The organism is Paraburkholderia aromaticivorans (genome assembly GCF_012689525.1).
Lineage (GTDB): Bacteria > Pseudomonadota > Gammaproteobacteria > Burkholderiales > Burkholderiaceae > Paraburkholderia > Paraburkholderia aromaticivorans_A.
The window spans coordinates 1,669,832-1,691,590 of the sequence record NZ_CP051515.1 but is presented as its reverse complement, the minus strand read 5'-3'; the positions used below and the strand labels follow the sequence as shown (position 1 = coordinate 1,691,590).

Here is a 21,759-nt window from a genome sequence, read left to right as displayed (position 1 = left end):
CGCGCGCACGCGCTCGACAAGACGGGCGGTCTCCCGTTCCGCTTCGCGCGCGCGAGACGCTTCGACTTCGCGTAAACCGTCGAGACCGCTCAACTCCACTGACGACACGTAACCGTCCGACTCCACATACCACCCGCCCTTCCGGCAGATCAACATGCGCTACCTCCCGTCAGCACGTATGCGGCATCGAGCAGATTCATGGCTGCCTCGGAACTCATGCCGCAGACACCAAAGCGTGCCGCGCGTTGCGCGACCGCGCGCGGCAGGCGCAATTCGAGCAGCACACGCAGCGTCGGATCGCCGAGTGCGTGCAGGGTAAGCTGCATGCCGGCCGCGGTCATATCCGCGCGATCGAGTACATCGAGCATGACGCCCACGTTCGCATTCTCGTGGCCACCACGCGGATCGCGTTGGACTGCGCGCAGTACGTGCGGTGCTATGCGGGCGGCGAACATCTCGTGCTCCGATGCGCTCACCACCTTGCGCAGGGATGCCGCGTATGCAAGCGCTGCCGTCACGCGCATGACCTTCGCGCACGCCGGACGTGGCAATGCGGCGAACCGGGGCAAGGACGGTGTCGCACGCTGGCTGAGCAAGTGCGGAAAGAGCGCGAGCAGACGGGCGTTCGCAGCAGCTTGCGCGCGCTCGCTGAGCGAGCGTTCACCGGCCGCCAGCCAGCTATGGTGTGCCCACTTCGACAAGGCGAGGACCGGGACCAGGGTCATGGTGCGTCTCCTTTGCCGGAGGTGCCCGGCTTTTCGTCTGGGTGCGCCTCAGTCGCCGTCGTGGGCTTTCTTCGGCGATAGAAGGTCCGCGCAAACGAGCGAATGCCGCTGTTCCAGACCCATGCCGATATGATCAGCGAGATCACCATTACCGCTGCGACGATGAGCATCAGTGTGGTGTCTTGACGCGTTTCGACAACGGGCATCGCGAAGTGCGCACTGGCGTCGCCTTTTGCGTTGGCGGGGTCGGCAACGGGTGTGACGGCGACGAACGTCAGAAACACACGATCCGGCGTCAAACCCTCAACGCTGCCCGCAACCAGGTTGCGAATCTTGTCTCTCATATATTCGAGGTTGTAGTCGCTGCGATAGCGCAGCATCACCGATGCCGAGGGTGGCGTGACCTGCCGCATCAGCGGATCGCGTTCCGGTTGCACGATGTGCACGCGCGCCACCAGCACTCCGTCGATCTTCTCCAGCGTTTCCGATAGCTCTTGCGTCAAACCGTAGACATAGCGGACCCGGTCTTCGTCGGGATTCGATATCAACCCTTGTCGGCTGAACAGATCGCCGAGATTCGCATGATTGCCGCGAGGCAATGCGTATTCGCGCGTGATCTCGGTTGCGGTGACCACATCATCATCCTCGACCGAGACGTTCCACTTCTTGTCGGCGTTGCGGTCCTTCACCCCTTCGATGCCATGCTCGCTAAGGACAGCGATGATCTGGTTCGCCTGGTCCTCTTCCAGGCCTTCGAACAACGACGATTTGCAGCCGACGAGGAATAGAAGCGGCAGCAAAATCAGTGCGAGTCGCATCAGTTCCTCTGTGTAAGCGAATTGATTGCCTGCCCGACCTTATCGGCGATGTTTTTCGCCATCATGGCGCTGGCTTGCATGTCATCGAGGTCGTACTGCAGATGAAGGAGATCGAGCAATCCGGCCGTCGAAGCCCGGTTTCTTCCATATGACGCCAGGTCACTGTCGATTCGCGCGTCCTGAGCCTTGCAAGTCTCCTCCACGCGCTCGATCATCATGAACGTGAGTGAACTCTCGGCATCGTTATCCTCTAACGAGGCGGCGGCCGACTGGACGTGTCTTGCGTCAGTAGGCGGCTCCGGGGGAAACATGTTCATCACCACAGGTTGCAATTGCATCTCGTTAACTCTCTTGAACGATGGGTTGTTTCGAGGCGCCGCAGGAACGGCGCCTCTTTCAAACGGTTACTTCAGATTGCCGATCACACCCATTCGGGTCTGGTTGCGTTTTGATTCCATGTTGCTTTCTTTCGTGATTTCCTCCTGAAAGCCGTTTTGAGCCTTCTGATCCTGAAGGTCCTGTGTAGTTTGACCATTGCCCGCACTGGCGGCCGGGCTGGCGCCCCCAGCATTGGGCGAATTGCCAACGTTTCCCATTTGCATAATTTGCTATCCTAAATAAATAACGCACGCGTAAATTTTCTTTAACCACCAGCACGCCGAGCCGCGCGCAAATACTCGGCGAACAAACCTGTCACTAAATGCGTCGCTCGGTGTAATAAGCCGCGCGCCCGCAGTCAGCTCTCACTTGCATGTCCTGGCGCTCTCCGCGTCCTCAGCAAAGAACTCATATGTCGTTCCATCGTCATTGCGCACGATCTTCACTGTGCAACCCGAGATGCTTGCAATTCGCCCGAGCGGCAAGCGGGCGCCAGTGAAATAGCGCACACCCTGTTGGTCGACCAACCACGCCCCATGTGCCGAACGCGCGAGGTTCATACCAATGGCCTGGAGTGGCACGCGCACGGGCCCTTTGTCCACCACATGCCCTTCGAACCTGAGTGTGTGCAAACCATTGATCGATTCGCGCGCGAGGCGTGTTACGCGCTTGTAATCCCACGATTCCGGTACAGCGTATGCCTCTTCGGCAGGTGGACTGACCGTGAAGGAGCCCGGCTCGCCTGGCTTGACTTGCGCATCGCGGTAGTACTTCTGCAAAAAATCGACAAGCTGTTCTCTCATCTGCTCGACGACAATTACGCGTATCACGGGCGCACGTGTATCTCGGCGAGCATTCGCGGCCAATGAGGCGAGCTCCGACGAACTCATTACGTAGCCCTCATAGACGTACGCATGCGTCTTCACATCTTCATGCACGGTCACAAAGCGAAACGGCCCGTCAAGACGCGGCAATGCGCGTTCAAGTTCATGCGGACCGCCGATTCGCCATAGCGATCCCAGACCGGCCGATGCCAGAAGCACTAGCAGCAGCAGCTTCGCGCCACGGGATGCGTGTGTCCAGCGCTTCGAGACATAGGCAAGGGGCGCATGCGTCATCAACCACGCGAGCTCGGCGCTGCTCACCACATCCGGCGTCAGAAGATCGTGTCCGCTAAACTGCAATTGGGCGTCACCCACGGTGAATGACGCGCCGCACATCAACACGGTCGTCTTGCCCGATGCCAACGGATAGCTGAACACAGATACGCCGTCATGTAGCGCTGTCAGTTTCAGTCTGTTACCGGTCAACCGAATGGTCGCGTGATGCGACGCGATGCCGTCATCCGCGAGCAGGAGACCAGCGCCCTCCCCGCTACCGATTGTCAGGTCATGGCTATCGGACAACAGCACACTCGCGCCAGCGTGAATGCCGCCGGTAACGATAATAATTCCGCCCGTGCTCATCGACTCTGCCCCGTGGCTGATGAAGGGCCCGGTGGCAGGCCGGGGGGAAGCGGAGGCGTCGCACCGCTCCACGCCGGCATGCCTGCCGGGCGCTGCCTTACCGCCGCCCGCTCTATGCCGGCGCTGCCCGGGAATGAGGGCGCTGGATGCTCAAACGATGAGGACTGCACGGTGCCGGCGCCGTCAGGTTCCGTAACGAGCTTCGTCATTGGCTTCACACGCGGTGTAATCAGGATGAGCCGCTCAAGACGCTCGACCTGCGTCTGTGTGTCCCGAAACAAAGCGCCCACGTAGGGAAGATGTCCGAGCACCGGCACCTGCGAAGATGATGTCTGGCTGCGCTCATATTCATAGCCGCCAAGGAGCAGGCTCTCTCCGTCCGCGACCACCGCCTGCGTCACAATGGAATGGTTGTTGACCTTCGGAATGCCATCGACGGATAGCGACGAATCGAACGCGCCATCGTCGATTTGCACGCTCAGCAAAATGTTCCTGGTGCTATCCGACCCGGATTCCACTGTCGGTGTGACCTTCAATGTCAGCCCGGTGTCGACGTTGTAAAGGTCGACGTCCTGATTGCCCGCGACTCGAACGTACAAAGAATTGCGCGAGGACAGAATCGCTTCTGAGTTGTTCAACGTCAACACCTGTGGTCGCGACAGAATCCGTGCCTTCCCGCTTTGTTCAAGCAGGTGAATTTTCGCAAATAGGTAGTTGGCAGAACTCCCTATCATCGTTGCGAGGTTCAAACCGGCCAGCGCTGGGGTGAGCGACGAATCCAGGATCGTTGGCGAAGAGTTCATTACCGCATAGCCGCCCGCTTCCCCCCTCATTGCACCGCCCCAGTGGATGCCCAGGTCGCTTGCGGCGTCGCTTGTTATATCGATGACGACCGCCGTGATCTCGACGAGATCCTGCGGCTTGTCCAGCATCGCGATCGTGCGCGCATAGTTCGACATCATCGACGGCACGTCATAGATCACCACCGAATTCGTGCGCGCGTCGGCAATGATGTTGCGCTGTATTGGCATCGCCGCGGGGCGCATGACTTCAGCGACTGGCAAAGGCGGATCGAGCGCGGGCTCCTGTCCCAAACTGGCCAAACCTAACCCTCGCAGGCTCGGCAGCGGCGGCGGCCCGCCACGCTCGGCGCGTGCCTGGTTGCGGGACCTCGACGGATTCTCCCGGTCAGGCACGGTGACTGGAACGTCGGCCATGAGCCTGCGCAACAGTGACGCCACGCCGGGCACGATCTGACGCTGGTTGCCGGACGTGTAACTGATGTCCTGCGCCTGCGCATACCGAAGGGGAAAAACCCGGATCACCGTCTCGTCGACGGAAGGCGTGACGGTTGTCTGCCGCTGTGCCTCTGCAACGGCACTGGCAACCGCATCGACAAATCCCGACGGTCCGGATACGACCGCTGTCGTATCCGAGTACCGAACCGGCAGGTGGCTGTCGGCGAGACCGAGGCTGGATAGCAAACCGGCTACCTCCTCGCGCGTCATCGGAGCAAAGGGGATTGTCCGGCTTCGGATATCGGAGGCGGGCGATACATGGATAACATGGCCGTCGAAGTACCACAAAAGTCCGTAGGCTTCAACCAGCCTGGCGAACACACGCGACGGCGGATCGTCGAACGCCCCGTTGACGGGCCCTTTCACGCCGCGTGCGATCTCGATCTGAAGTCCGGCGGCGCTGACCACCGCTTTCAACACGTCGGGTAACGGTGTGTTACGCGCAAAGTAATGCAGCGCTTGCGTGCTCCACACTGGCTCCGCAGTGCTGCCCACCGACGCATACAGGATGATTCCTACAGCGACTGCGGAACGTATCCCTACGACTGTGGGATATCGCCTTGCGTATCGTCCTTCCCCTTTCGCGCTTATGACACGCCGCGTCATGAACATCTGAATACCTCTCTTTGCCTATTGACTGCGAATGAACACGAATTTATCGATTTCTGTTTTTCTAAGGTCATACGGATATACCACCGACTCAGTTCTCAGTCAGCGAGCATTGGAATTGTTATGTTTCGGATGGAGAAGATCGCGGGACTAATAGTCCTCAATCTCAATATATATGTATTCGCATTTGTCAAAAAATGATGCGTTTCATCTCACAAACAGAAGGCGAAGAGATTCTGATAGCCATATGGCAAACAAAGCGTATTGCAATTTCAGCGCCGACCTCCTGAAGCCAAGACAGAGGTCCATTCGCGTCAACGGTCTGGCAACGTGCCTAAGGTTGGAAGAAATTTACTGGTCGATCATTGAGGAGCTGGCACGACGCGAATCATTGACCGTCGGGAAGTTGATCTCTCGATGGGCGATGGAAATAGATCTTGCGTGCGAGTCTGTGTGGAATTTCACCGGCTACATCCGCGTGATCTGCGTTATGCAGTTGATGAATCCCAGTAATCCAGCTCATCCAATGGATTTTGCTCTGCCGCCTGTTTCGGTTAAAGGTCGTTGAGGCCGGTAGCGCATGATTGGCGCTCGTTGCGAGCGCTTCCATTCAAACCTCGGGAGGGTTCCATGTAAAGATTATTCACATTCTCCAGAATCACGAGCACTCATGTGCTCATCGAAGATCTTGCCCTTCGCGAAAGGGCTCTCATTTCAAGGAAGTAACACATGTCATACGATGTCACTCAAACAACTGCCTCACAGTCCGCCACCATCGGCGCGTTCAATCACTCTGCTAACGCGTCCGCGTCCCCCGGCCAAGATCAACAGGCTCAAGTAGTATCGCCGGGTAACGCGGACCAAAGTGGCGCGGGCGGGCAATCGGGAGGCGCTGGTTGCGGTGGAGATATGCTCAAGGATCTGGTGAAGTTGCTCAAAGATATGATGAGCCTCGCATCGGGTGCTATGGGCGGCATGGGCGGGTAATATCGGTTCCCATCCTTTAAGGCGGCCGGCCGCAGCGATGGCACGGGACGGGAAATCCCCTCTTGCCGGATCTGCGACGGCCGACAGACGCAGGTGCTTCAAGTCATTGCACGTTGCGCCATGTCAAGCAGCGGCACTCTCACGATCGGTAGGTTGTGGCCCGAGTTCGCGGAACGCTCTAACAAGGAAGGCTGGCAGGCTTCACAGTTGCTCGGCGGCATTGCTCGAGCACGAACTGGCCGAGCGAGCAAACGACGCATCGAGCGGCACCGACCCGAGTTGTCAACGCCGACTGAAACCTGACTCACGTTTCGTGGTTTCGCCGAAGTAAATCTGACCCACCCGGGTCCTGTATCACGCGGCTACTTTCGTGCTCGCCCGCGTGCCTGTTTGTCCCGCCTTTCTCCTGTCCTTCAGTCGATAGCTCTCGCCGCTGATTTGCACGATATCCGCGTGATGTAGCAGCCTGTCGAGCATCGCCGCCGTCAGCGTCTGGTCGTCGGCGAAGGCTGTCGCCCAATGTGTGAACGGCAGGTTGCTGGTCAAGACGATTGAGCTGCGTTCGTAGCGTTTTGCAACGACGTTGAAGAACAGGTTTGCCTCCTCGCGCCCGAATGGCAGATAGCCGATTTCATCAATGACCAGCAGCCTGGGCCCAATGACCGCGCGATTGAAGAACTCCCGCAGGCGGTTCTGCTGTCGGGCGGCGGCCAGCTGCATCATCAGGTCGGCGGCGGTGATGAACCGCGTCTTGATGCCCGCCTGCGCGGCGCGGTAAGCAAGCGAGGTCGCGATATGCGTCTTGCCCACCCCGGACGAACCCGTTACACACTGTCCATCATCATTACGATGATGTGATCATTCGCTATCCGTTTCACCCTCGCTTCGGTGAACGGATAACAGTGATTGGCATGAACAATTACCGGGGCGAGTCGTATCTCACCATCAGACAGCCCGATGGCACTTTGACGCATCTTCCGCCGTGGATGACGGACGAGGATGCTGCCCGCATGTCTGTCGTCGTCCAGCCGGAAATGCCTCATGCAGTAATTGTCGAACTTCTGCGCCTGGTCGACATGGCGTTATCGTGCTTTGCGGCGGTAAAACATGACGGAGGCAAAGATGCGCAAGCAGATGAGGAGGCAGAAGGATCTGTTCGAGGAGACCGTACCGGACACGTTAGTGCCCGAGGAGATGCAAACCGATCTGGTGACGCAACTGGCCCTGCTGATGTTCGCATTGATAGACGTCATCGAAGCGGAGGCGCGTGATGAGCAAGATCGGTGCTGAACACCTCTCCCGTCGCGCATACGTTTATGTTCGCCAATCAACCCTGGATCAGGTTCATCACAATCGCGAGAGCCAGTTACGCCAGTACGGGCTGGCCGATCGCGCACGCGGACTTGGCTGGGCAGATGTGACGGTTATCGATGACGACCTTGGCCGCTCCGGTTCTGGCAACTATCGCCCCGGATTCGAGCGCCTGCTGGTGGCACTGTGCGGCGGAGAAGTGGGTGCCGTATTCTGCATTGAAGCGTCGCGCCTCGCGCGCAACGGGCGCGACTGGCATACGCTGCTGGAATTCTGCCGGCTTGTAGGATGCTTGCTGGTTGACGAGGACGGAATTTACGATCCGCGACAGCCTAACGATCGCCTCCTGTTAGGCATGAAGGGTACGCTCTCCGAGATGGAGCTCTCGACGTTTCGTCAACGATCACAAGCGGCTCTTGACCAGAAGGCCAAACGCGGCGAACTGTTCACGTCGATCCCAATCGGCTATGTACGTGCACATGGAAATCGCATTGAGAAGGATCCTGATGCGCGCATTCGTGAAGCCCTCGATCTGGCGTTCCGGAAGTTTCGTGAGTTTGGTAGCGTCCGGCAGGTGCTTCTATGGATTCGGCAGGAACGCATCGAGTTGCCTGCGGTGAACTACGGCCCGGACGGTCGCCACATTGTGTGGAAGCTTCCCGTCTATAACACCCTCCTGCATATCCTGACCAATCCGACTTATGGCGGCGCATACGCGTTTGGCAAGACCCGAACAATCGCCCGCATTGTGAACGGACGCAAGCGAGTGTATGCAGGCAACCCCCTTCAACGCGAGGATTGGCAGGCCTTGATCATCGAGCACCACGCGGGCTACATTAGCTGGCACGAGTACGAGGCGAACCGCAAATTGATTACCAATAACGCGAACATGAAGGGCAACATGGTCCGCGGCGCTGTCAAGCGCGGGAGCTCGCTTCTGGCAGGACTGCTTCGCTGCGGTCACTGCGGGCGCAAGCTGCACGTTGCGTATCCCGGCACCAAAGGCACCGTTGCGCGGTATAACTGTCAGGGCAGCATGATCAATCATGGTGGCCCTCGCTGCATTTCGTTTGGTGCGGTGCAAGTCACGGGACACACGGTCAAGGTCGCATTCGCTGATCAGGGATACAGGGGTAAGGAGCCAGCGCAGGCGACACTCGATGAAGGCATTGAACTGCAGGTGATCAAACTCGAAGAAGCAAAAAAAAATTACTGCCGCCCCAGCGGCGGGCGGTTGAGCGCAGCTTCGACTGGCTCAACCGTTTTCGCCGCCTCGCACGTGATGATGAACGGCTACCCGAGACCCTTGCAGGACTTCATTTCGTGGTCTTCGCCATGCTCATGCTCGTTCACGCAGTGCCGGCACTTCAAAAGTTCCTAACACGCTTTAGTTGAACATGGTTAGCTGGAGGGCTCTTTATTGCCGTGTCCCTTGGCCGGATCGTGCGGCGTGAAGGGCGGAACGATCTCTGCGGGTTTGCCTCGAAAGGCATCGATCCCGTTGGTGCCGGTTTGAGCGCCCTGTATGGCTTCGCCAACGATAGGTAAGTTTGCCAGCAAATCGTCCCACTCGGCGCCTCGGTTCCGGTCGGCGTCGAACTGTTCAGGAGTGTACTCTTCACCCTTCTCCTCAGCCTTCCCCATGCCGTCAGCTTCTGAAAAAAAAGAGCCCGGATGACCGAACCCTTCCTTGAAGCCGCGCCAGATCACTTCGCCGATACCCTCGTCATTGCTGGGGTCGTGCGGCGGCGGCGGAACGACTTGCGAACCGATCTGTATGGGCATCTGCCCGTTCGGATTTAGCTTGAACTCGGTCGCGACATTGTTGTTCGAGCCATTTGCGTTGGGAAGCTGGTTCTGATCGACGACCCTGATGGTCGTGCCTGCGTGCTGTTCTTCGCCAACGTATGGGCTCGGCTGGGAAGCGGTGGAACTGGTGACGCTCATATCGACATCCTTTCTGAAGTATTGAAGCGGTGAACACGGTCTGTCCGGAACCGCGCTGTGCAAGTTCATTGCTGTCCAGCTATGCCCGGGTTATTGGGACCTTGCGCCTGCGGTTGCCCATTATTGGGCGCTGCGGGAGCACCGGCCGCAAGCCACTGCCCCAGGTTCATGCCGGGGAAGCCCGGCGCGGGTGCGCCCAATGCCAGCACGTTCCCGAGGTCGGGCTGCGGAGCGTTCGCGCCACCACCGCCGGCATGCGGCGGCGGTTGATAACCCGGGTCATTGCGATTGGGCGGAGCGGGAAGCCGCGGGTCGTCGCCACCCTTGAGCCCAAGGCTGACTTGCCACTGACCGTCAGCGCCGGATCGCGCCGGGTAAGCCGGCCGTTCGGGGTGTTGCGAATCGTAGATCGACGTCTGGCCATTGTCGGTTTTTACCGGATACGCCTGGTCGTTGCGGATGATGAACCTGTTATCGCCCGGATGCTCGTAGTCGACCATGATATTCGGATCGTCTTTCGACGGACCATAGCGGGTGGGCAGCCGCTCCAGAGCGTACGCAGTGGGCCACGTCGAGGTTGCCCCAGATCCGCCAGATCCGCCTGGTTTGCTTTTGACGTCGTCATTGTTTCCGCCGTGATCTATGTCGGTATCGCCTCGGCCCTTTTGTTCCGGGCTTCCGACGGGATCGGGCGTGGGCGGCTCGCCTCTGCCCGTCCCGTCGTGAGGTGTACCTTCGTGAGGTGTACCTAGGTCGCCGCCAGGGCGAACGTGAATTACCGTGATGTTGTGGATACCGCCTATCGATGTGATTGCCATTTCAAGTATCTCCAGTAAGAACACGAATACACGCAGACCCGTGTCGACTTGCAGGACATTGACACGCGATATGCACGCATATCGATTCGGGCTGCGTGAGATTCATTTGAGCATGCGTGGGTAGCCGGAGGTGGTGTTCATACATGCGGAGCTTTTTATCGACGTGGCAAGGTGTGATATGACGTATCCGATGCTGCGCCGCAGCCTGGTGGGAAACGGCGCATTTCGGACGGGACAATTACGGAAACAAACGTTGGCACGCTTTAGGCATTTGTCTATGCCCCCGGTGCGTCGAGCAGAATCAACCGCGCCGTCGAACGCCCCCTTACCCCGAAGATGCGGATGCGCGCGACGAAAGAGGAAGTCATCATGACGCTTGACGGCCAAGGTCGACGGAGGCGGTGCATCGCCAACCCCAATCGCGGGACAGGACACTCACGGTGCAGAACAAAGCTCCTTTAGGTCACAGACGCTGGGCCCGGCAACGCTCGGGGAACGCCAGAGCCCGATCGACAGGTCAATTCCAAGGCAGCTCGGCCAATCCCAACACGGGTCGGATCGGTCCGACGTTCAGAAGTGATCTTAGACTGAGTGTCCTCCTATCGACTTGTCCGAGGAAATTAGATGAAGGATTACAGCTGTGCGCGCTAGCGCAGAGCTTCTTAGCGGCCGGTGGGCTGCAACTCGTGGGTTGCCGTCACAAGGTCGAGCCGCGCATCGTAAAGCGGCCTGACTGAGCGCAGACGCAGCGCTTCGCTCACCAGGTGAAAGTTCGACCGCCACGCGCCGAATCGTTACCGCCGCAACCAGTTGCGCGGCGCCTTGCCACGTTGATAAAAACTCCGCATGCATGAACACCACCTCCGGTTACCCACGCATGCTTAAATGAATCTCACGCAGCCCGAATCGACATTCGTGTCTTGACTGGAGATACTTGAAATGGCAATCACATCGATAGGCGGTATCCACAACATCACGGTAATTCACATTCGCCCTGGCGACATAGGTGCACCTCACGACGGGACGGGACGGGACGGGCAGAGGCGACCCGGGCACGCCCGATCCCGTCGGAAGCCCGGAACAAAAGGGCCGAGACGATACCGACATAGATCACGGCGGAAACAATGACGCCGTCAAAAGCAAACCAGGCGAATCTGGCGGATCTGGGGCGGCCTCGACGTGGCCCACTGCGTACGCGCTGGAGCGGCTGCCCAGCCGCTATGGTCCGTCGAAAGACGATCCGAATGTCATGGTCGACTACGAGCATCCGGGCGATAACAGGTTCATCATCCGCAACGACCAGGCGTATCCGGTAAAAACCGAGAACGGCCAGACGTCGATCTACGATCCGCAACACCCCGAACGGCCGGCTTATCCGGTGAGCTACGACGCTGCAACCGGGAGCTGGTCGGTCCACGACGACGCCGGGCAGGCCCCCGCAGGCGGGATGCTCAATGTGCCCAATACCTACGTGAGCAAGCCGGACGGGCAACTGAGCCCGGACTCGCAGTCGCGGGGCGTCTACCGTGATGGCAAGGGCCAGGCCTTTATCCGTCAGGAAGGCAAAACATACGCAGTGGCCTACGACAAGGATAACGAAACGTGGAGAGTGCGGTCACCGGAAGCCGGCACGAAGCCGTCGTACCCGGTGCGGCTGAACAGTAACGGGAAGTGGGAGCTCAAGCCGGATGTGGGGTTACCGGGCGGGGGCCGGCCGTCGAAGTATACGGACGAATTGGGCCAGCAACTCTACACGGAATATCAGAACGGAAGCCTCACGTACGGCGCACTCGCAACAAGATATGGTCTTACGCCGGCGGCGGTTTTCGATTATGTCGCAAGGTACGCGAAGGAGCACGGCTTGCCATTGAGGGGGGAGGGAAATATACGGAGGAACTGGGCCGGAGCGTCTTCACGGACTATCAAAACGGACTCTCGCCCCCTGAAATCGCAAAGAAATGTGTGTGTGAATCACACAAGTGACGGCTTCCGGCGCGGAGCCACCCGTCGATCCAGCGCAGCATTGTCGACTATGTTCATCGAGCCACCCGACGCGGCCGTCAGACGCCGAGCCAGTTCTCGACCATTCTACGTTGCGCCGACGTGAGATTGCTTCCTCGCTCGAAATACGCGCGCACCATATCCGGAGTCAAGTCCAGATATCCCTGGTCGATCATCTCCTGCTGCAGCCCTTCCGGCGCGGGCGTATTGCCCTCCAGCCAGTCGGTAATGGCGTCACGGGTGTCCGGATTCATATTCTGTGCGATTTCCGGGTCTTCGTTCAGATACTGCCGTATCTCCGCGCGTCCCCATCCGGGAACCACCCGTGCAGCGGCCCCTTGGTCGACACCCGAAGGCCCGGGCTGAGGTTCCAACGAAGGTGCGGACGAATCCGGACGCTGCCGCTTGGCCGGCGGCTGCTCTCTCTCGAGGTCGGAAATCGGCTCGACATAGGCCTGCTTCGATGGCGAAAAGTAGCCGTAGCCATGCTCGACATTCCGGACCGACGCCTCGGGCACCCCAGTTTGCTGTGCAATCTGCTGGGGTGTCAGGCCGCCCTGGTCGTACAGTTCAAGAATCTGCCCGTACTGCTGCTCACTCATCGGATCAATCTCAGGCTGCAGCGCAGGACCGGCCGGCGCAACAGCGGCCGGTCCTTGGCCAGCGCCAGCCGAAAGTTTGGCCTCCATATCATTCCCCCAGGCTTGCACGACCACATCTTTGGAACGGTCATTTTTGGTTGCATGGCGCATCGCTGCACGATAGGCCACGGTGACATCTCCGTCCGTATACATATTCGCGGTTTCTTGCAGCGTACGTCCGTTCGCCAGGTCGGTGTAGATATACTGACCTCTAGCAAGTGCCACCGCACTGTCGCTGCGAGTTATTTCCGTTGCCGGCAAACCGTTGTCTCGCGCATACCTTGTGACCCAGGATTTGGCTGTGTCCTTGTTAATTCCATACTTTTTTTCGAGGTCCGCGTACGACAGGCCGTTGATTTGATAATCCATGTAGGTTTGTATGCCCAACGCATCCGTGTATGTGGATCGCTCTCTCACGCGCACTGGCAAGCCGTGGTCTTGCGCGTACTTGCGGATCCAGGGCCCAACAGTGTTAAGGCCAATATTGTGTTTTTTTGCGATGTCTCTGTACAAAAGGCCGTTGTTATAGTCCGTGTGTATTGCCAGGCCCAGCTCCTCCGTATACTTCGTATACTTGATCGGCGTCCCCGCGCCCACTGGTAAGCCGTGGGCGCGCGCATACTTTGCGACATATGTGCGAACCGTATTGGGGTTAAGATCATATTTTGTTGCGAGCGCCTGCTGCGTGAGGCCGTTCTGATAATCCGTGTAGAGTTGCTGGCCCAAATCGTCCGTATACTTCGACGGCCGGCCCCCGCCCGGTAACCCCGCATCCGGCTTGAGCTCCCACTTCCCGTTACTGTTCAGCCGCACCGGGTACGACGGCTTCGTGCCACCTTCCGGTGACCGCACTCTCCACGTTTCGTTATCCTTGTCGTAGGCCACTGCGTATGTTTTGCCTTCCTGACGGATAAAGGCCTGGCCCTTGCCGTCACGGTAGACGCCCCGCGACTGCGAGTCCGGTCTCAGTTGCCCGTCCGGCTTGCTCACGTAGGTATTGGGCACATTGAGCATCCCGCCTGCGGGGGCCTGCCCGGCGTCGTCGTGGACCGACCAGCTCCCGGTTGCAGCGTCGTAGCTCACCGGATAAGCCGGCCGTTCGGGGTGTTGCGGATCGTAGATCGACGTCTGGCCGTTCTCGGTTTTTACCGGATACGCCTGGTCGTTGCGGATGATGAACCTGTTATCGCCCGGATGCTCGTAGTCGACCATGACATTCGGATCGTCTTTCGACGGACCATAGCGGCTGGGCAGCCGCTCCAGCGCGTACGCAGTGGGCCACGTCGAGGCCGCCCCAGATCCGCCAGATTCGCCTGGTTTGCTTTTGACGGCGTCATTGTTTCCGCCGTGATCTATGTCGGTATCGTCTCGGCCCTTTTGTTCCGGGCTTCCGACGGGATCGGGCGTGCCCGGGTCGCCTCTGCCCGGGTCGTCGTGAGGTGCACCTATTTCGCCAGGGCGAACGTCAATTACCGTGATGTGGATACCGCCTATCGATGTGATCGCCATTTCAAGTTTCTCCAGTCAAGACACGAATGTCGATTCGGACTGCGTGAGAATCATTTGAGCATGCGTGGGTAACCGGAGGTGGTGTTCATACATGGGCGCGATACGCAGGTGGTCGCCTCGTACGAATATCGCAACTTCAGGTATCCGTTCGATCGCGGCGGGCTTGCCCGCGGGCGTGACGAATGTCTACGGCAAGCAGGCCGCGATGAGTTGAGGCAAACCGGGGCTCGGCGCGACGATCGTCGCAACCTTGTATGGCCAACCGGAGAAAGCAGCGATTTTCGCGTACCAGAAAGGCGCAAAGATGGATGATGAGTCGCTCGCGCCGGCACGAAGAGTGATGTTCGTTCTCACCAACGAAACGTTCGGCAATCTTTCGCCGGCGGGGAACAGCCTGTTCGACGCCGCGGTGGATTGGGCGGCTGACACCTCCCGGCGACCCTGAACGGATCGCGGCCGGTCCGCATCACGAGTGGACTGGCCGGCTCGCCCTCGCCTCAATTCGAAGCCGACTCTCCATGCGCCGCCGGCATCTGCGCGGTGCGCGCCGCCGCGGCGTCATGCGTGCCGTGCTGAATCGCATAGATCTCCCGATTTCGCGCCACTTCGGTGGCCGACGGCGGATAGTCGTTATTGCGTGTCGGCACCAGACCTTCGGCCTGTGCCTGCTGCAACTGCGCCATCACATCGGCGCGCGTCAGCCCGGATGGACTCGTTTGCGCAAAGGCATTCGCGCCGAACACGAGGCTGAGTGCGGTGACGGCAACAGCGGTAAGCAATTTCATGATGTCTCTCCGAGTAGGGGCAAGGAATGAGTGGCCTGAACCACGCTTCCCATTCTTGTCATTTCCCCTGTCGGAGCACTGACCTCGAGATTACCGTTTTGTTATCTACACCAGCCTCGCGAAACGCCGCGCGCCGCTCCAGCACATTCACATCAGCGCCCACATAACAGAACGGTAATCTAGCCGACGGCAGCCCGTCAGCGCCGCCACGCCACACTCCTGACTCACGAAGCCCGCGTCACGAACCTCCGCAACACTGCATCGACGCGCGCCTCCATCGGCCTTTTTTCAGGAACCCGTCATGTGGATTGTCAGCCTGGCGCTGCGCCGCCCTTATACCTTCGTGGTCCTCGCCGTGCTGATCTTTATCGTCGGCCCGCTCGCGATACTGCGCACGCCGACCGATATTTTTCCGAACATCGATATCCCGGTGGTCAGCATCGTCTGGAGCTATAACGGCTTCTCCGCCCAGGACATGGCCAATCGCATCACCTCGAACTACGAGCGCGCGCTGACCTCGGACGTCGACGATATCGAGCACATCGAGTCGCAATCGCTGAACGGCGTCTCGGTGGTGAAGATCTTTTTTCATCCGGGCGCGGACATCAATCGCGCGATTGCCGAGGCGGCGTCCAACTCGGCGTCGATCCTGCGCGTGCTGCCGCCCGGCACGTTGCCGCCGAACATCATTACGTATAACGCCTCGACGGTGCCGATCCTGCAACTCGGCCTCTCCAGTGACACGCTCTCCGAACAGCAACTCTACGACCTCGGCAACAGCCAGATCCGCACGCAACTGGCGACGGTGCAAGGCGCGTCGGTGCCGCTGCCGTTCGGCGGCAAAGTGCGGCAGATCATGGTCGATATCGACCCGCGCGCATTGCAGGCCAAGGGACTCGCCCCGCTCGACGTGGTCAACGCGGTCAACGCGCAGAACCTGATTTTGCCGGGCGGCACGGCGAAGATCGGCACGAAGGAATACAACGTGCAGATGAACGGCAGCACCGACACCGTAGCCGCGCTCAATGATCTGCCGATCAAGACCGTGGCCGGCGGCGTGGTGTACGTGCGCGACGTCGCCCATGTGCGCGACGGCTACGCGCCGCAAACCAACATCGTGCGCAGCGACGGCAAACGCGCCGCGCTCCTGACCGTCGAAAAATCCGGCAGCACCTCGACGCTGACCATCATCCAGCAGGTCAAGGCGATGCTGCCGCATATCGCGGCCGGTCTGCCGAGCGCGCTGCACATCACCGCGCTGTCCGACCAATCCGTGTTCGTGAAGTCGGCGGTGGTGGGCGTGGCACGCGAGGCGCTGATCGCCGCCGCCCTCACCGCCGTGATGATCCTGCTGTTTCTCGGCAGCTGGCGCGCCACGCTGATCATCGCGGTGTCAATTCCGCTCGCCGTGCTGACCTCGCTGATCGCGCTGTCCGCGCTCGGCCAGACCATCAACATCATGACGCTCGGCGGCCTCGCGCTCGCCGTGGGAATTCTCGTCGACGACGCCACCGTCGCCATCGAAAACATCACGCATCATCTGGAGAACGGCGAGCCGTTGCACGACGCGATCCTGAACGGTTCTGGCGAAATCGCCGTGCCGACTTTCGTCTCGACGCTGTCGATCTGTATCGTATTCGTGCCGATGTTCCTGCTCTCCGGCGTGGCGCGCTATCTGTTCGTGCCGCTCGCCGAAGCGGTGGTGTTCGCGATGATCGCGTCGTACTTCTTCTCGCGCACGCTAGTGCCGACGCTTGCGATGTATCTGATGCGCGCTCGCAGCAATGCGCCGGTCAAAGGCAACGGTCCGATTGCGCGCCTGATCCGCTTTCAGGCCGGCTTCGAGCAACGCTTCGAAGCGCTGCGCGAACGCTATCGCGGCGTGCTCGGCGCGGCGATAGCGAGCCCGAAGCGCTTCATCGCGATCTTTCTCGTGCTTTGCATCGGCTCGCTCGCGCTGGTGCCGTTTGCCGGACGCGACTTTTTCCCGGCTGTGGATACCGGCGAAATCCGCCTGCATCTGCGCGCGCCGACCGGCACGCGCATCGAGGACACCGCGAGCATTACCGATCAGGTCGAAGCCCGCGTGCGCGACGTGATTCCGAAGCAGGAACTCTCGGCGATGCTGGACAACATCGGCGTGCCGGTGAGCGGCATCAATCTGACCTATGACTCGTCGGACCCGATCGGCCCCGAAGATGCCGACGTGATGGTCACGCTCGCGCCGAAACACAAGCCGACCGCGCAATACGTGGCGACGCTGCGTACGACGCTGACGAAAGATTTCCCCGGCGTCACGTTCGCTTTCCTGCCCGCCGACATCGTCAGCCAGATTCTCAACTTCGGGCTGCCCGCGCCGATCGATATCCAGATCGTCGGCAACAAGCTCGACGCCAACCGCGTGGTGGCGAACCACCTGCTCGCGCAACTGCGCGGCGTGCGCGGTCTCGTCGACGCGCGCATTCAACAGCCGGGCGACGCGCCCGCGATCAACGTGAACGTCGACCGCACCCGGGCGATTCAGGCCGGCCTGTTGCAACGCGACGTGTCGCAGAATCTGCTGATCGCGCTCTCCGGCAGCTCGCAGACCTCGCCGAATTTCTGGCTCGATCCGCGCAACGGTGTGAGCTATCCGCTGATGGCGATGATGCCGCAGTACGACGTCAACTCGCTGCAGGCGCTCGCCAATATTCCGGTCGCGCAGAACGGCGGCAGTTCCGGCGCGACGACGGCGGCTGGTTCGGCAAGCGGCGCAGGCCCCGCGCCGCAGAATCTGCTCGGCGCGTTGAGCACGCTGACGCGCGGCACGCAGCAAGCCGTCGTCTCGCACTACAACGTGCAGCCGGTGCTCGATATCTTCGCGTCGGCGCAAGGGCGCGATCTCGGCGGCGTGGCGGTGGACGTGAACCGGCTGGTCGAGCAGATCCGGCCGCAATTGCCGCCGGGCGCGTCCATCGTCGTACGCGGCCAGGTGCAGGCCATGCACGATTCGTTCAGCGGTCTCGCGAGCGGCCTGGTGTTCGCCATCGGTCTCGTGTATCTGTTGATGGTGGTCAACTTCCAGTCGTGGCTCGACCCGTTCATTACCATCAGCGGCCTGCCGGGTTCGCTCGCGGGCATTGCGTGGATGCTGTTCAGCACCGGCACTCGCCTGAGCGTGCCGGCACTCACCGGCACCATTCTGTGCATCGGCATCGCCACGGCCAACAGCATTCTGGTCATCAACACCGCGCGTGAATTGCACGACGGCGGCAAGCCGCCGCTCGTGGCCGCGCTCGAAGCCGGCTTCAGCCGCTTCCGTCCGGTGCTGATGACGGCGCTCGCGATGTTGATCGGCATGCTGCCGATGGCGCTCGGCCTCGGCGACGGCGGCGAACAGAACGCGCCGCTCGACCGCGCCGTGATCGGCGGCCTCGCGCTCGGCACGGTGTCGACCTTGCTGTTCGTCCCGGTCGTCTACGGGATGGTGCATGCGTGGCTCGACAAACGCCGCGCGGCACGCAGCGAAAAGCAGGAAGCCGCCGTCACCGCCCGCACTCTTTGATTTCGACGAGACCTTTTTTATGAACGATTCATCACTTCCGCCGAAGTTGGGTGGGCAGGCCGAACAGGCTGCCAACGCCGCTGAAAAAACTCACGCGGCTGTCGCCGCTCGCGCGGCTGAGCCTGCGCCAGCAGCTTCGCCCGCGTGGGAATCAGACCGCGACGCCCGCGCGCATGCCGCTCCGTCCGCGGAATCCACGCGAGACAGAGCGACCGCTGACGCCGTTTCGCACCGCGAGACACACGCCAAACCGCGCCGACGTCTCTGGCCATTCGCGCTGAGCGGTCTAGCCGCGGCGTTGCTGATCATCGGCATCGTGCCGCGTCTGCACGCAAGCGCCGCGCTCACGCAGCAAACACAAGCGCAAAGCATGCTCAGCGTGTCGGTGGTCGCGCCGCGCGCCGCGCCGGCCGTCAACGAACTGCTGCTGCCGGGCGCCGTCACGCCGTTCGCCGAAGCCTCCATCTACGCGCGCACGAGCGGCTACCTCGCTCACTGGAACACCGACATCGGCGCGCAGGTGAAAAGCGGTCAGATTCTCGCGACGATCGAAGCCCCCGATCTGGACGCGCAACTGCGCCAGGCCCGCGCCGACGAAGCCACCGCGCAGGCCAATTTCGACTACGCGAAGACCACCGCGCAACGCTGGCAGGAGATGCTCAAGACCCAATCGGTCGCGCAACAGGACGCCGACACCAAGGTCAGCGACATGGAAGCGCACCGCGCGATGCTGGCGTCGGCGCAAGCCAATGTCGCGCATCTCGCCGAATTGGTCTCGTACGAGAAGATCACCGCGCCGTTCGACGGCGTAATCACCGCGCGCAACGTCGACGTCGGCGCGCTGGTGACGGCGGGCGGCACGCCCGGCGCCGCGGGCATGTCGGGCGAGCTGTTCCATATCCAGCAGAACGGCGTGCTGCGCGTGTTCGTCGACGTGCCGCAGAACGACGCGCCGTACGTCACCCCGGCCACCGGCGTATATCTGACCGCGCAGCAGTATCCGGGCCGCCGCATCGCGGCGAAGGTGGCGCGCAGCACTGGTTCGATCGATCCGTCGAGCCGCACGCTGCGCGTCGAGGTCGACGTCGACAACAAGGACGGCGCGCTGATGCCGGGCGCTTACACGCAGGTGCATCTGCAATTGCAATCGACCACGCCGGCGCTCGATCTGCCCGTCAGCGCCCTGCTATTCCGGCCGGACGGCGTGACGGTCGCCGTGGTCGACGGCAGCGGCCGGGCGCTGCTCAAGACCGTGCATATCGGCCGCGATTTCGGCACGCACGTGGAAATCACCACGGGACTCGCCGCCACCGACCGCGTAATCGACAACCCCGGCGATTCGCTCTCCACCGGGCAGATGGTTCAGATCATGCCGGCCATGCACAGCTGAGTGCTTCGTCACAGAAAGGATTTGCCGATGTTTTCCCTGTCTCTTTCCCGGCCTTTGCCGAGCCGCGCGCTGGCGGCCACGCTGATCGGCGCGCTGCTCAGCGCGTGCTCGACCTTGCCTCCGTATCAACGCCCGAGCGCCGACATTCCGGCGCACTATGCGGGCGCCGTGCATACGGGCGCCGTGCATACGGGCGCCGTGCATGCGGGCGCCGCGCCCGGCTGGGCGCAGGCCACGCCGGCCGACGCCACGCCGCGCGGTCCCTGGTGGACGATCTTCGACGATCCCGTACTGAACCAACTGGAGGCGCGCATCGATGTATCGAACCAGACCGTGCGCAAGGCGGTCGCGCAGGTTCAGCAGGCGCGCTCGATGGTGGACTATCAGCGCGCCGGCTTCTTCCCCACCATCACCGCCGGTGTCGCGCAGGACCGTTACCGGACCTCGCAGAACGTCGAAGGGAAATCGCTCGCGGGCAAGACCGTGCCGGACTACTCGGCGGGCGTGTCAGCGAGTTGGGAGCCGGATCTGTTCGGACGGGTCCGCGACAGCGTGAACGGCGCGCAGGCCGACGCCCAGGCGAGCGAGGCGGACCTCGAAGGCGTGCGCCTGTCGATGAGCGCCGATCTGGCCGCCGACTACTTCTCGCTGCGCTCGCTCGACACGCAGAAGAAGCTGCTCGACGACAGCGTGGACGCCTACGCCGCCGCGTTGAAGCTGTTGCAGCAGCAGTTGAAGAACGGCGCGATCGATGCCTCCGCCGTCGCGCAGGCCACGACGCAACTCGAAGCGACGCGGACGCAAGACACCGACATCGACGTGACGCGCGCGCAGATGCAGCACGCGATTGCGACGCTGATCGGCGAACCGGCATCGACCTTCACGCTTCCGCCGAACGGCTCGGCCGTGACGCCACCGGCTATTCCAATTGGTTTGCCCTCGCAACTGCTGGAGCGGCGCCCCGATATCGCCGCAGCCGAACGGCGCGTGGCGTCCGCGAATGCGCAGATCGGCGTGGCGCATGCGGCGTTTTTTCCGGATCTGCTGCTGTCCGCGAGCGCGGGTCTCGAAAGCACTTTTTTCGCGCCATGGCTGAGCGCGCCGAGCCTGTTCTGGTCGCTCGGTCCGCAACTGGCCGGCACGCTGTTCGACGGCGGCAAGCGCAAAGCCACCCTGCACGGCGCCACCGCGCAATACGACGGCGCCGTCGCGGACTATCGACAGTCAGTGCTGGTGGCATTCCAGCAGGTCGAGGACAACCTGTCCGCCCTGCATTCCCTCGCCGACGAAGCCGCCAGCCAGCAGCGCGCCACCACCGCCGCGGACCTGTCGTTGCGGCTCACGACGAACCGCTTCAACGCGGGCGCGGTCAGCTACCTCGACGTGGTGACCGCGCAGACGATTGCGCTGACGAACCAGCGCATCGCGGATCAGATCGCCGCGCGGCAGTTGGAGTCGAGCGTATTGTTGTTGAAGGCGTTGGGTGGGACGTGGAGTGATGAAGGCAAGAGCGCGCCGGGGTCGGCGTAAGC

At 61.1% G+C, this 21,759-nt stretch carries 17 protein-coding genes and 6 pseudogenes; 12 read left to right on the top strand and 11 right to left on the bottom strand.

Translation table 11 applies throughout. The features are described from left to right. Window positions 1-149: 149 nt before the first annotated feature. The 6 genes from HF916_RS19495 to sctC all read right to left on the bottom strand — a co-directional run bounded on the left by HF916_RS19495 (window position 150) and on the right by sctC (window position 5,105). Window positions 150-725: a hypothetical protein gene (locus HF916_RS19495; RefSeq protein ID WP_168790489.1), complete on the bottom strand. Its 576-nt coding sequence runs from the start codon at window positions 723-725 to the stop codon at window positions 150-152. Beyond that, the gene (sctJ, locus tag HF916_RS19490) at window positions 722-1,543 is read right to left on the bottom strand and encodes a type III secretion system inner membrane ring lipoprotein SctJ (protein WP_168790488.1); all 822 of its coding nucleotides are present in this window, start codon (window positions 1,541-1,543) and stop codon (window positions 722-724) included. Before sctJ ends, HF916_RS19495 begins: the two co-directional genes overlap by 4 nt. Next, window positions 1,543-1,875, bottom strand: a complete 333-nt coding sequence (locus tag HF916_RS19485; protein ID WP_206001916.1) for a hypothetical protein — start codon at window positions 1,873-1,875, stop codon at window positions 1,543-1,545. The genes sctJ and HF916_RS19485 overlap by 1 nt, the downstream gene beginning before the upstream one ends. Window positions 1,876-1,947: 72 nt before the next feature. Next, window positions 1,948-2,145 carry a hypothetical protein gene (locus tag HF916_RS19480; protein WP_168790486.1) on the bottom strand — a complete coding sequence of 66 codons (198 nt, stop codon included), beginning with the start codon at window positions 2,143-2,145 and terminating at the stop codon, window positions 1,948-1,950. 141 nt (window positions 2,146-2,286) lie between these two features. Next, window positions 2,287-3,387: an FHA domain-containing protein gene (locus HF916_RS19475; protein WP_168790485.1), complete on the bottom strand. Its 1,101-nt coding sequence runs from the start codon at window positions 3,385-3,387 to the stop codon at window positions 2,287-2,289. Next, entirely contained in the window at window positions 3,384-5,105 is a 1,722-nt protein-coding gene (sctC, locus tag HF916_RS19470) for a type III secretion system outer membrane ring subunit SctC (RefSeq protein ID WP_240975592.1), read from the bottom strand. Before sctC ends, HF916_RS19475 begins: the two co-directional genes overlap by 4 nt. 529 nt (window positions 5,106-5,634) lie before the next feature. Here sctC and HF916_RS50960 point away from each other — a divergent pair. The 3 genes and pseudogenes from HF916_RS50960 to HF916_RS52070 all read left to right on the top strand — a co-directional run. After that, window positions 5,635-5,862: a ribbon-helix-helix domain-containing protein gene (locus HF916_RS50960; RefSeq protein ID WP_240975591.1), complete on the top strand. Its 228-nt coding sequence runs from the start codon at window positions 5,635-5,637 to the stop codon at window positions 5,860-5,862. A gap of 161 nt (window positions 5,863-6,023) precedes the next feature. Then, a complete protein-coding gene (locus HF916_RS19460) occupies window positions 6,024-6,281 on the top strand; it encodes a hypothetical protein (RefSeq protein ID WP_168790482.1) in 258 nt (85 codons plus the stop codon). A gap of 141 nt (window positions 6,282-6,422) precedes the next feature. Beyond that, a pseudogene (locus HF916_RS52070) lies at window positions 6,423-6,581 on the top strand (IS21-like element helper ATPase IstB); the annotation flags it as partial. Between the two features lie 54 nt (window positions 6,582-6,635). Here HF916_RS52070 and HF916_RS19455 read toward each other — a convergent pair. Continuing rightward, a pseudogene (locus HF916_RS19455) lies at window positions 6,636-7,103 on the bottom strand (ATP-binding protein); the annotation flags it as partial. An 89-nt stretch (window positions 7,104-7,192) separates the two neighbouring features. Between HF916_RS19455 and HF916_RS52065 the strand changes: the two are divergent. The 4 genes and pseudogenes from HF916_RS52065 to HF916_RS50950 form a co-directional block, all read left to right on the top strand. Continuing rightward, window positions 7,193-7,297 (top strand): annotated as a pseudogene (locus tag HF916_RS52065) (hypothetical protein); the annotation flags it as partial. Between the two features lie 106 nt (window positions 7,298-7,403). After that, entirely contained in the window at window positions 7,404-7,571 is a 168-nt protein-coding gene (locus HF916_RS50955; RefSeq protein ID WP_240975590.1) for a hypothetical protein, read from the top strand. After that, window positions 7,552-8,601, top strand: a pseudogene (locus HF916_RS19445) (recombinase family protein); the annotation flags it as partial. The gene HF916_RS50955 and the pseudogene HF916_RS19445, both read left to right, overlap by 20 nt. 72 nt (window positions 8,602-8,673) lie before the next feature. After that, window positions 8,674-8,987, top strand: a pseudogene (locus HF916_RS50950) (transposase); the annotation flags it as partial. A 6-nt stretch (window positions 8,988-8,993) separates the two neighbouring features. Here HF916_RS50950 and HF916_RS19440 read toward each other — a convergent pair. Together HF916_RS19440 and HF916_RS19435 are read right to left on the bottom strand one after the other, a co-directional pair. Further along, window positions 8,994-9,539, bottom strand: coding sequence for a hypothetical protein (locus HF916_RS19440; protein WP_168790480.1), 546 nt, complete (start codon window positions 9,537-9,539; stop codon window positions 8,994-8,996). Window positions 9,540-9,604: 65 nt separating this feature from the next. Then, on the bottom strand, window positions 9,605-10,357 hold the full coding sequence (locus HF916_RS19435) for a hypothetical protein (RefSeq protein ID WP_168790479.1): 753 nt from the start codon (window positions 10,355-10,357) through the stop codon (window positions 9,605-9,607). 1,249 nt (window positions 10,358-11,606) lie between these two features. Here HF916_RS19435 and HF916_RS19430 point away from each other — a divergent pair. After that, window positions 11,607-12,464, top strand: a complete 858-nt coding sequence (locus HF916_RS19430; protein WP_168790478.1) for a DUF6543 domain-containing protein — start codon at window positions 11,607-11,609, stop codon at window positions 12,462-12,464. On the opposite strand, the gene HF916_RS19425 is transcribed toward HF916_RS19430, so the two are convergent. Continuing rightward, on the bottom strand, window positions 12,418-14,508 hold the full coding sequence (locus HF916_RS19425; RefSeq protein ID WP_168790477.1) for a sigma-70 family RNA polymerase sigma factor: 2,091 nt from the start codon (window positions 14,506-14,508) through the stop codon (window positions 12,418-12,420). The genes HF916_RS19430 and HF916_RS19425 overlap by 47 nt on opposite strands. A gap of 151 nt (window positions 14,509-14,659) precedes the next feature. Between HF916_RS19425 and HF916_RS19420 the strand changes: the two are divergent. Further along, a pseudogene (locus HF916_RS19420) lies at window positions 14,660-14,953 on the top strand (hypothetical protein); the annotation flags it as partial. Window positions 14,954-15,005: 52 nt separating this feature from the next. Here the strand turns inward: HF916_RS19420 and HF916_RS19415 are convergent. Continuing rightward, the gene (locus HF916_RS19415; RefSeq protein ID WP_168790476.1) at window positions 15,006-15,293 is read right to left on the bottom strand and encodes a DUF4148 domain-containing protein; all 288 of its coding nucleotides are present in this window, start codon (window positions 15,291-15,293) and stop codon (window positions 15,006-15,008) included. 301 nt (window positions 15,294-15,594) lie between these two features. Between HF916_RS19415 and HF916_RS19410 the strand changes: the two genes are divergently transcribed. The 3 genes from HF916_RS19410 to HF916_RS19400 are packed head-to-tail and all read left to right on the top strand — an operon-like array spanning window position 15,595 to window position 21,757. Continuing rightward, entirely contained in the window at window positions 15,595-18,837 is a 3,243-nt protein-coding gene (locus tag HF916_RS19410) for an efflux RND transporter permease subunit (protein ID WP_168790475.1), read from the top strand. Between the two features lie 19 nt (window positions 18,838-18,856). Further along, window positions 18,857-20,227 (top strand): efflux RND transporter periplasmic adaptor subunit, encoded by a 1,371-nt coding sequence (locus HF916_RS19405; protein ID WP_168790474.1) that lies wholly within the window; start codon window positions 18,857-18,859, stop codon window positions 20,225-20,227. 27 nt (window positions 20,228-20,254) lie between these two features. Next, a complete protein-coding gene (locus tag HF916_RS19400) occupies window positions 20,255-21,757 on the top strand; it encodes an efflux transporter outer membrane subunit (RefSeq protein WP_206001915.1) in 1,503 nt (500 codons plus the stop codon). Window positions 21,758-21,759: the final 2 nt, after the last annotated feature.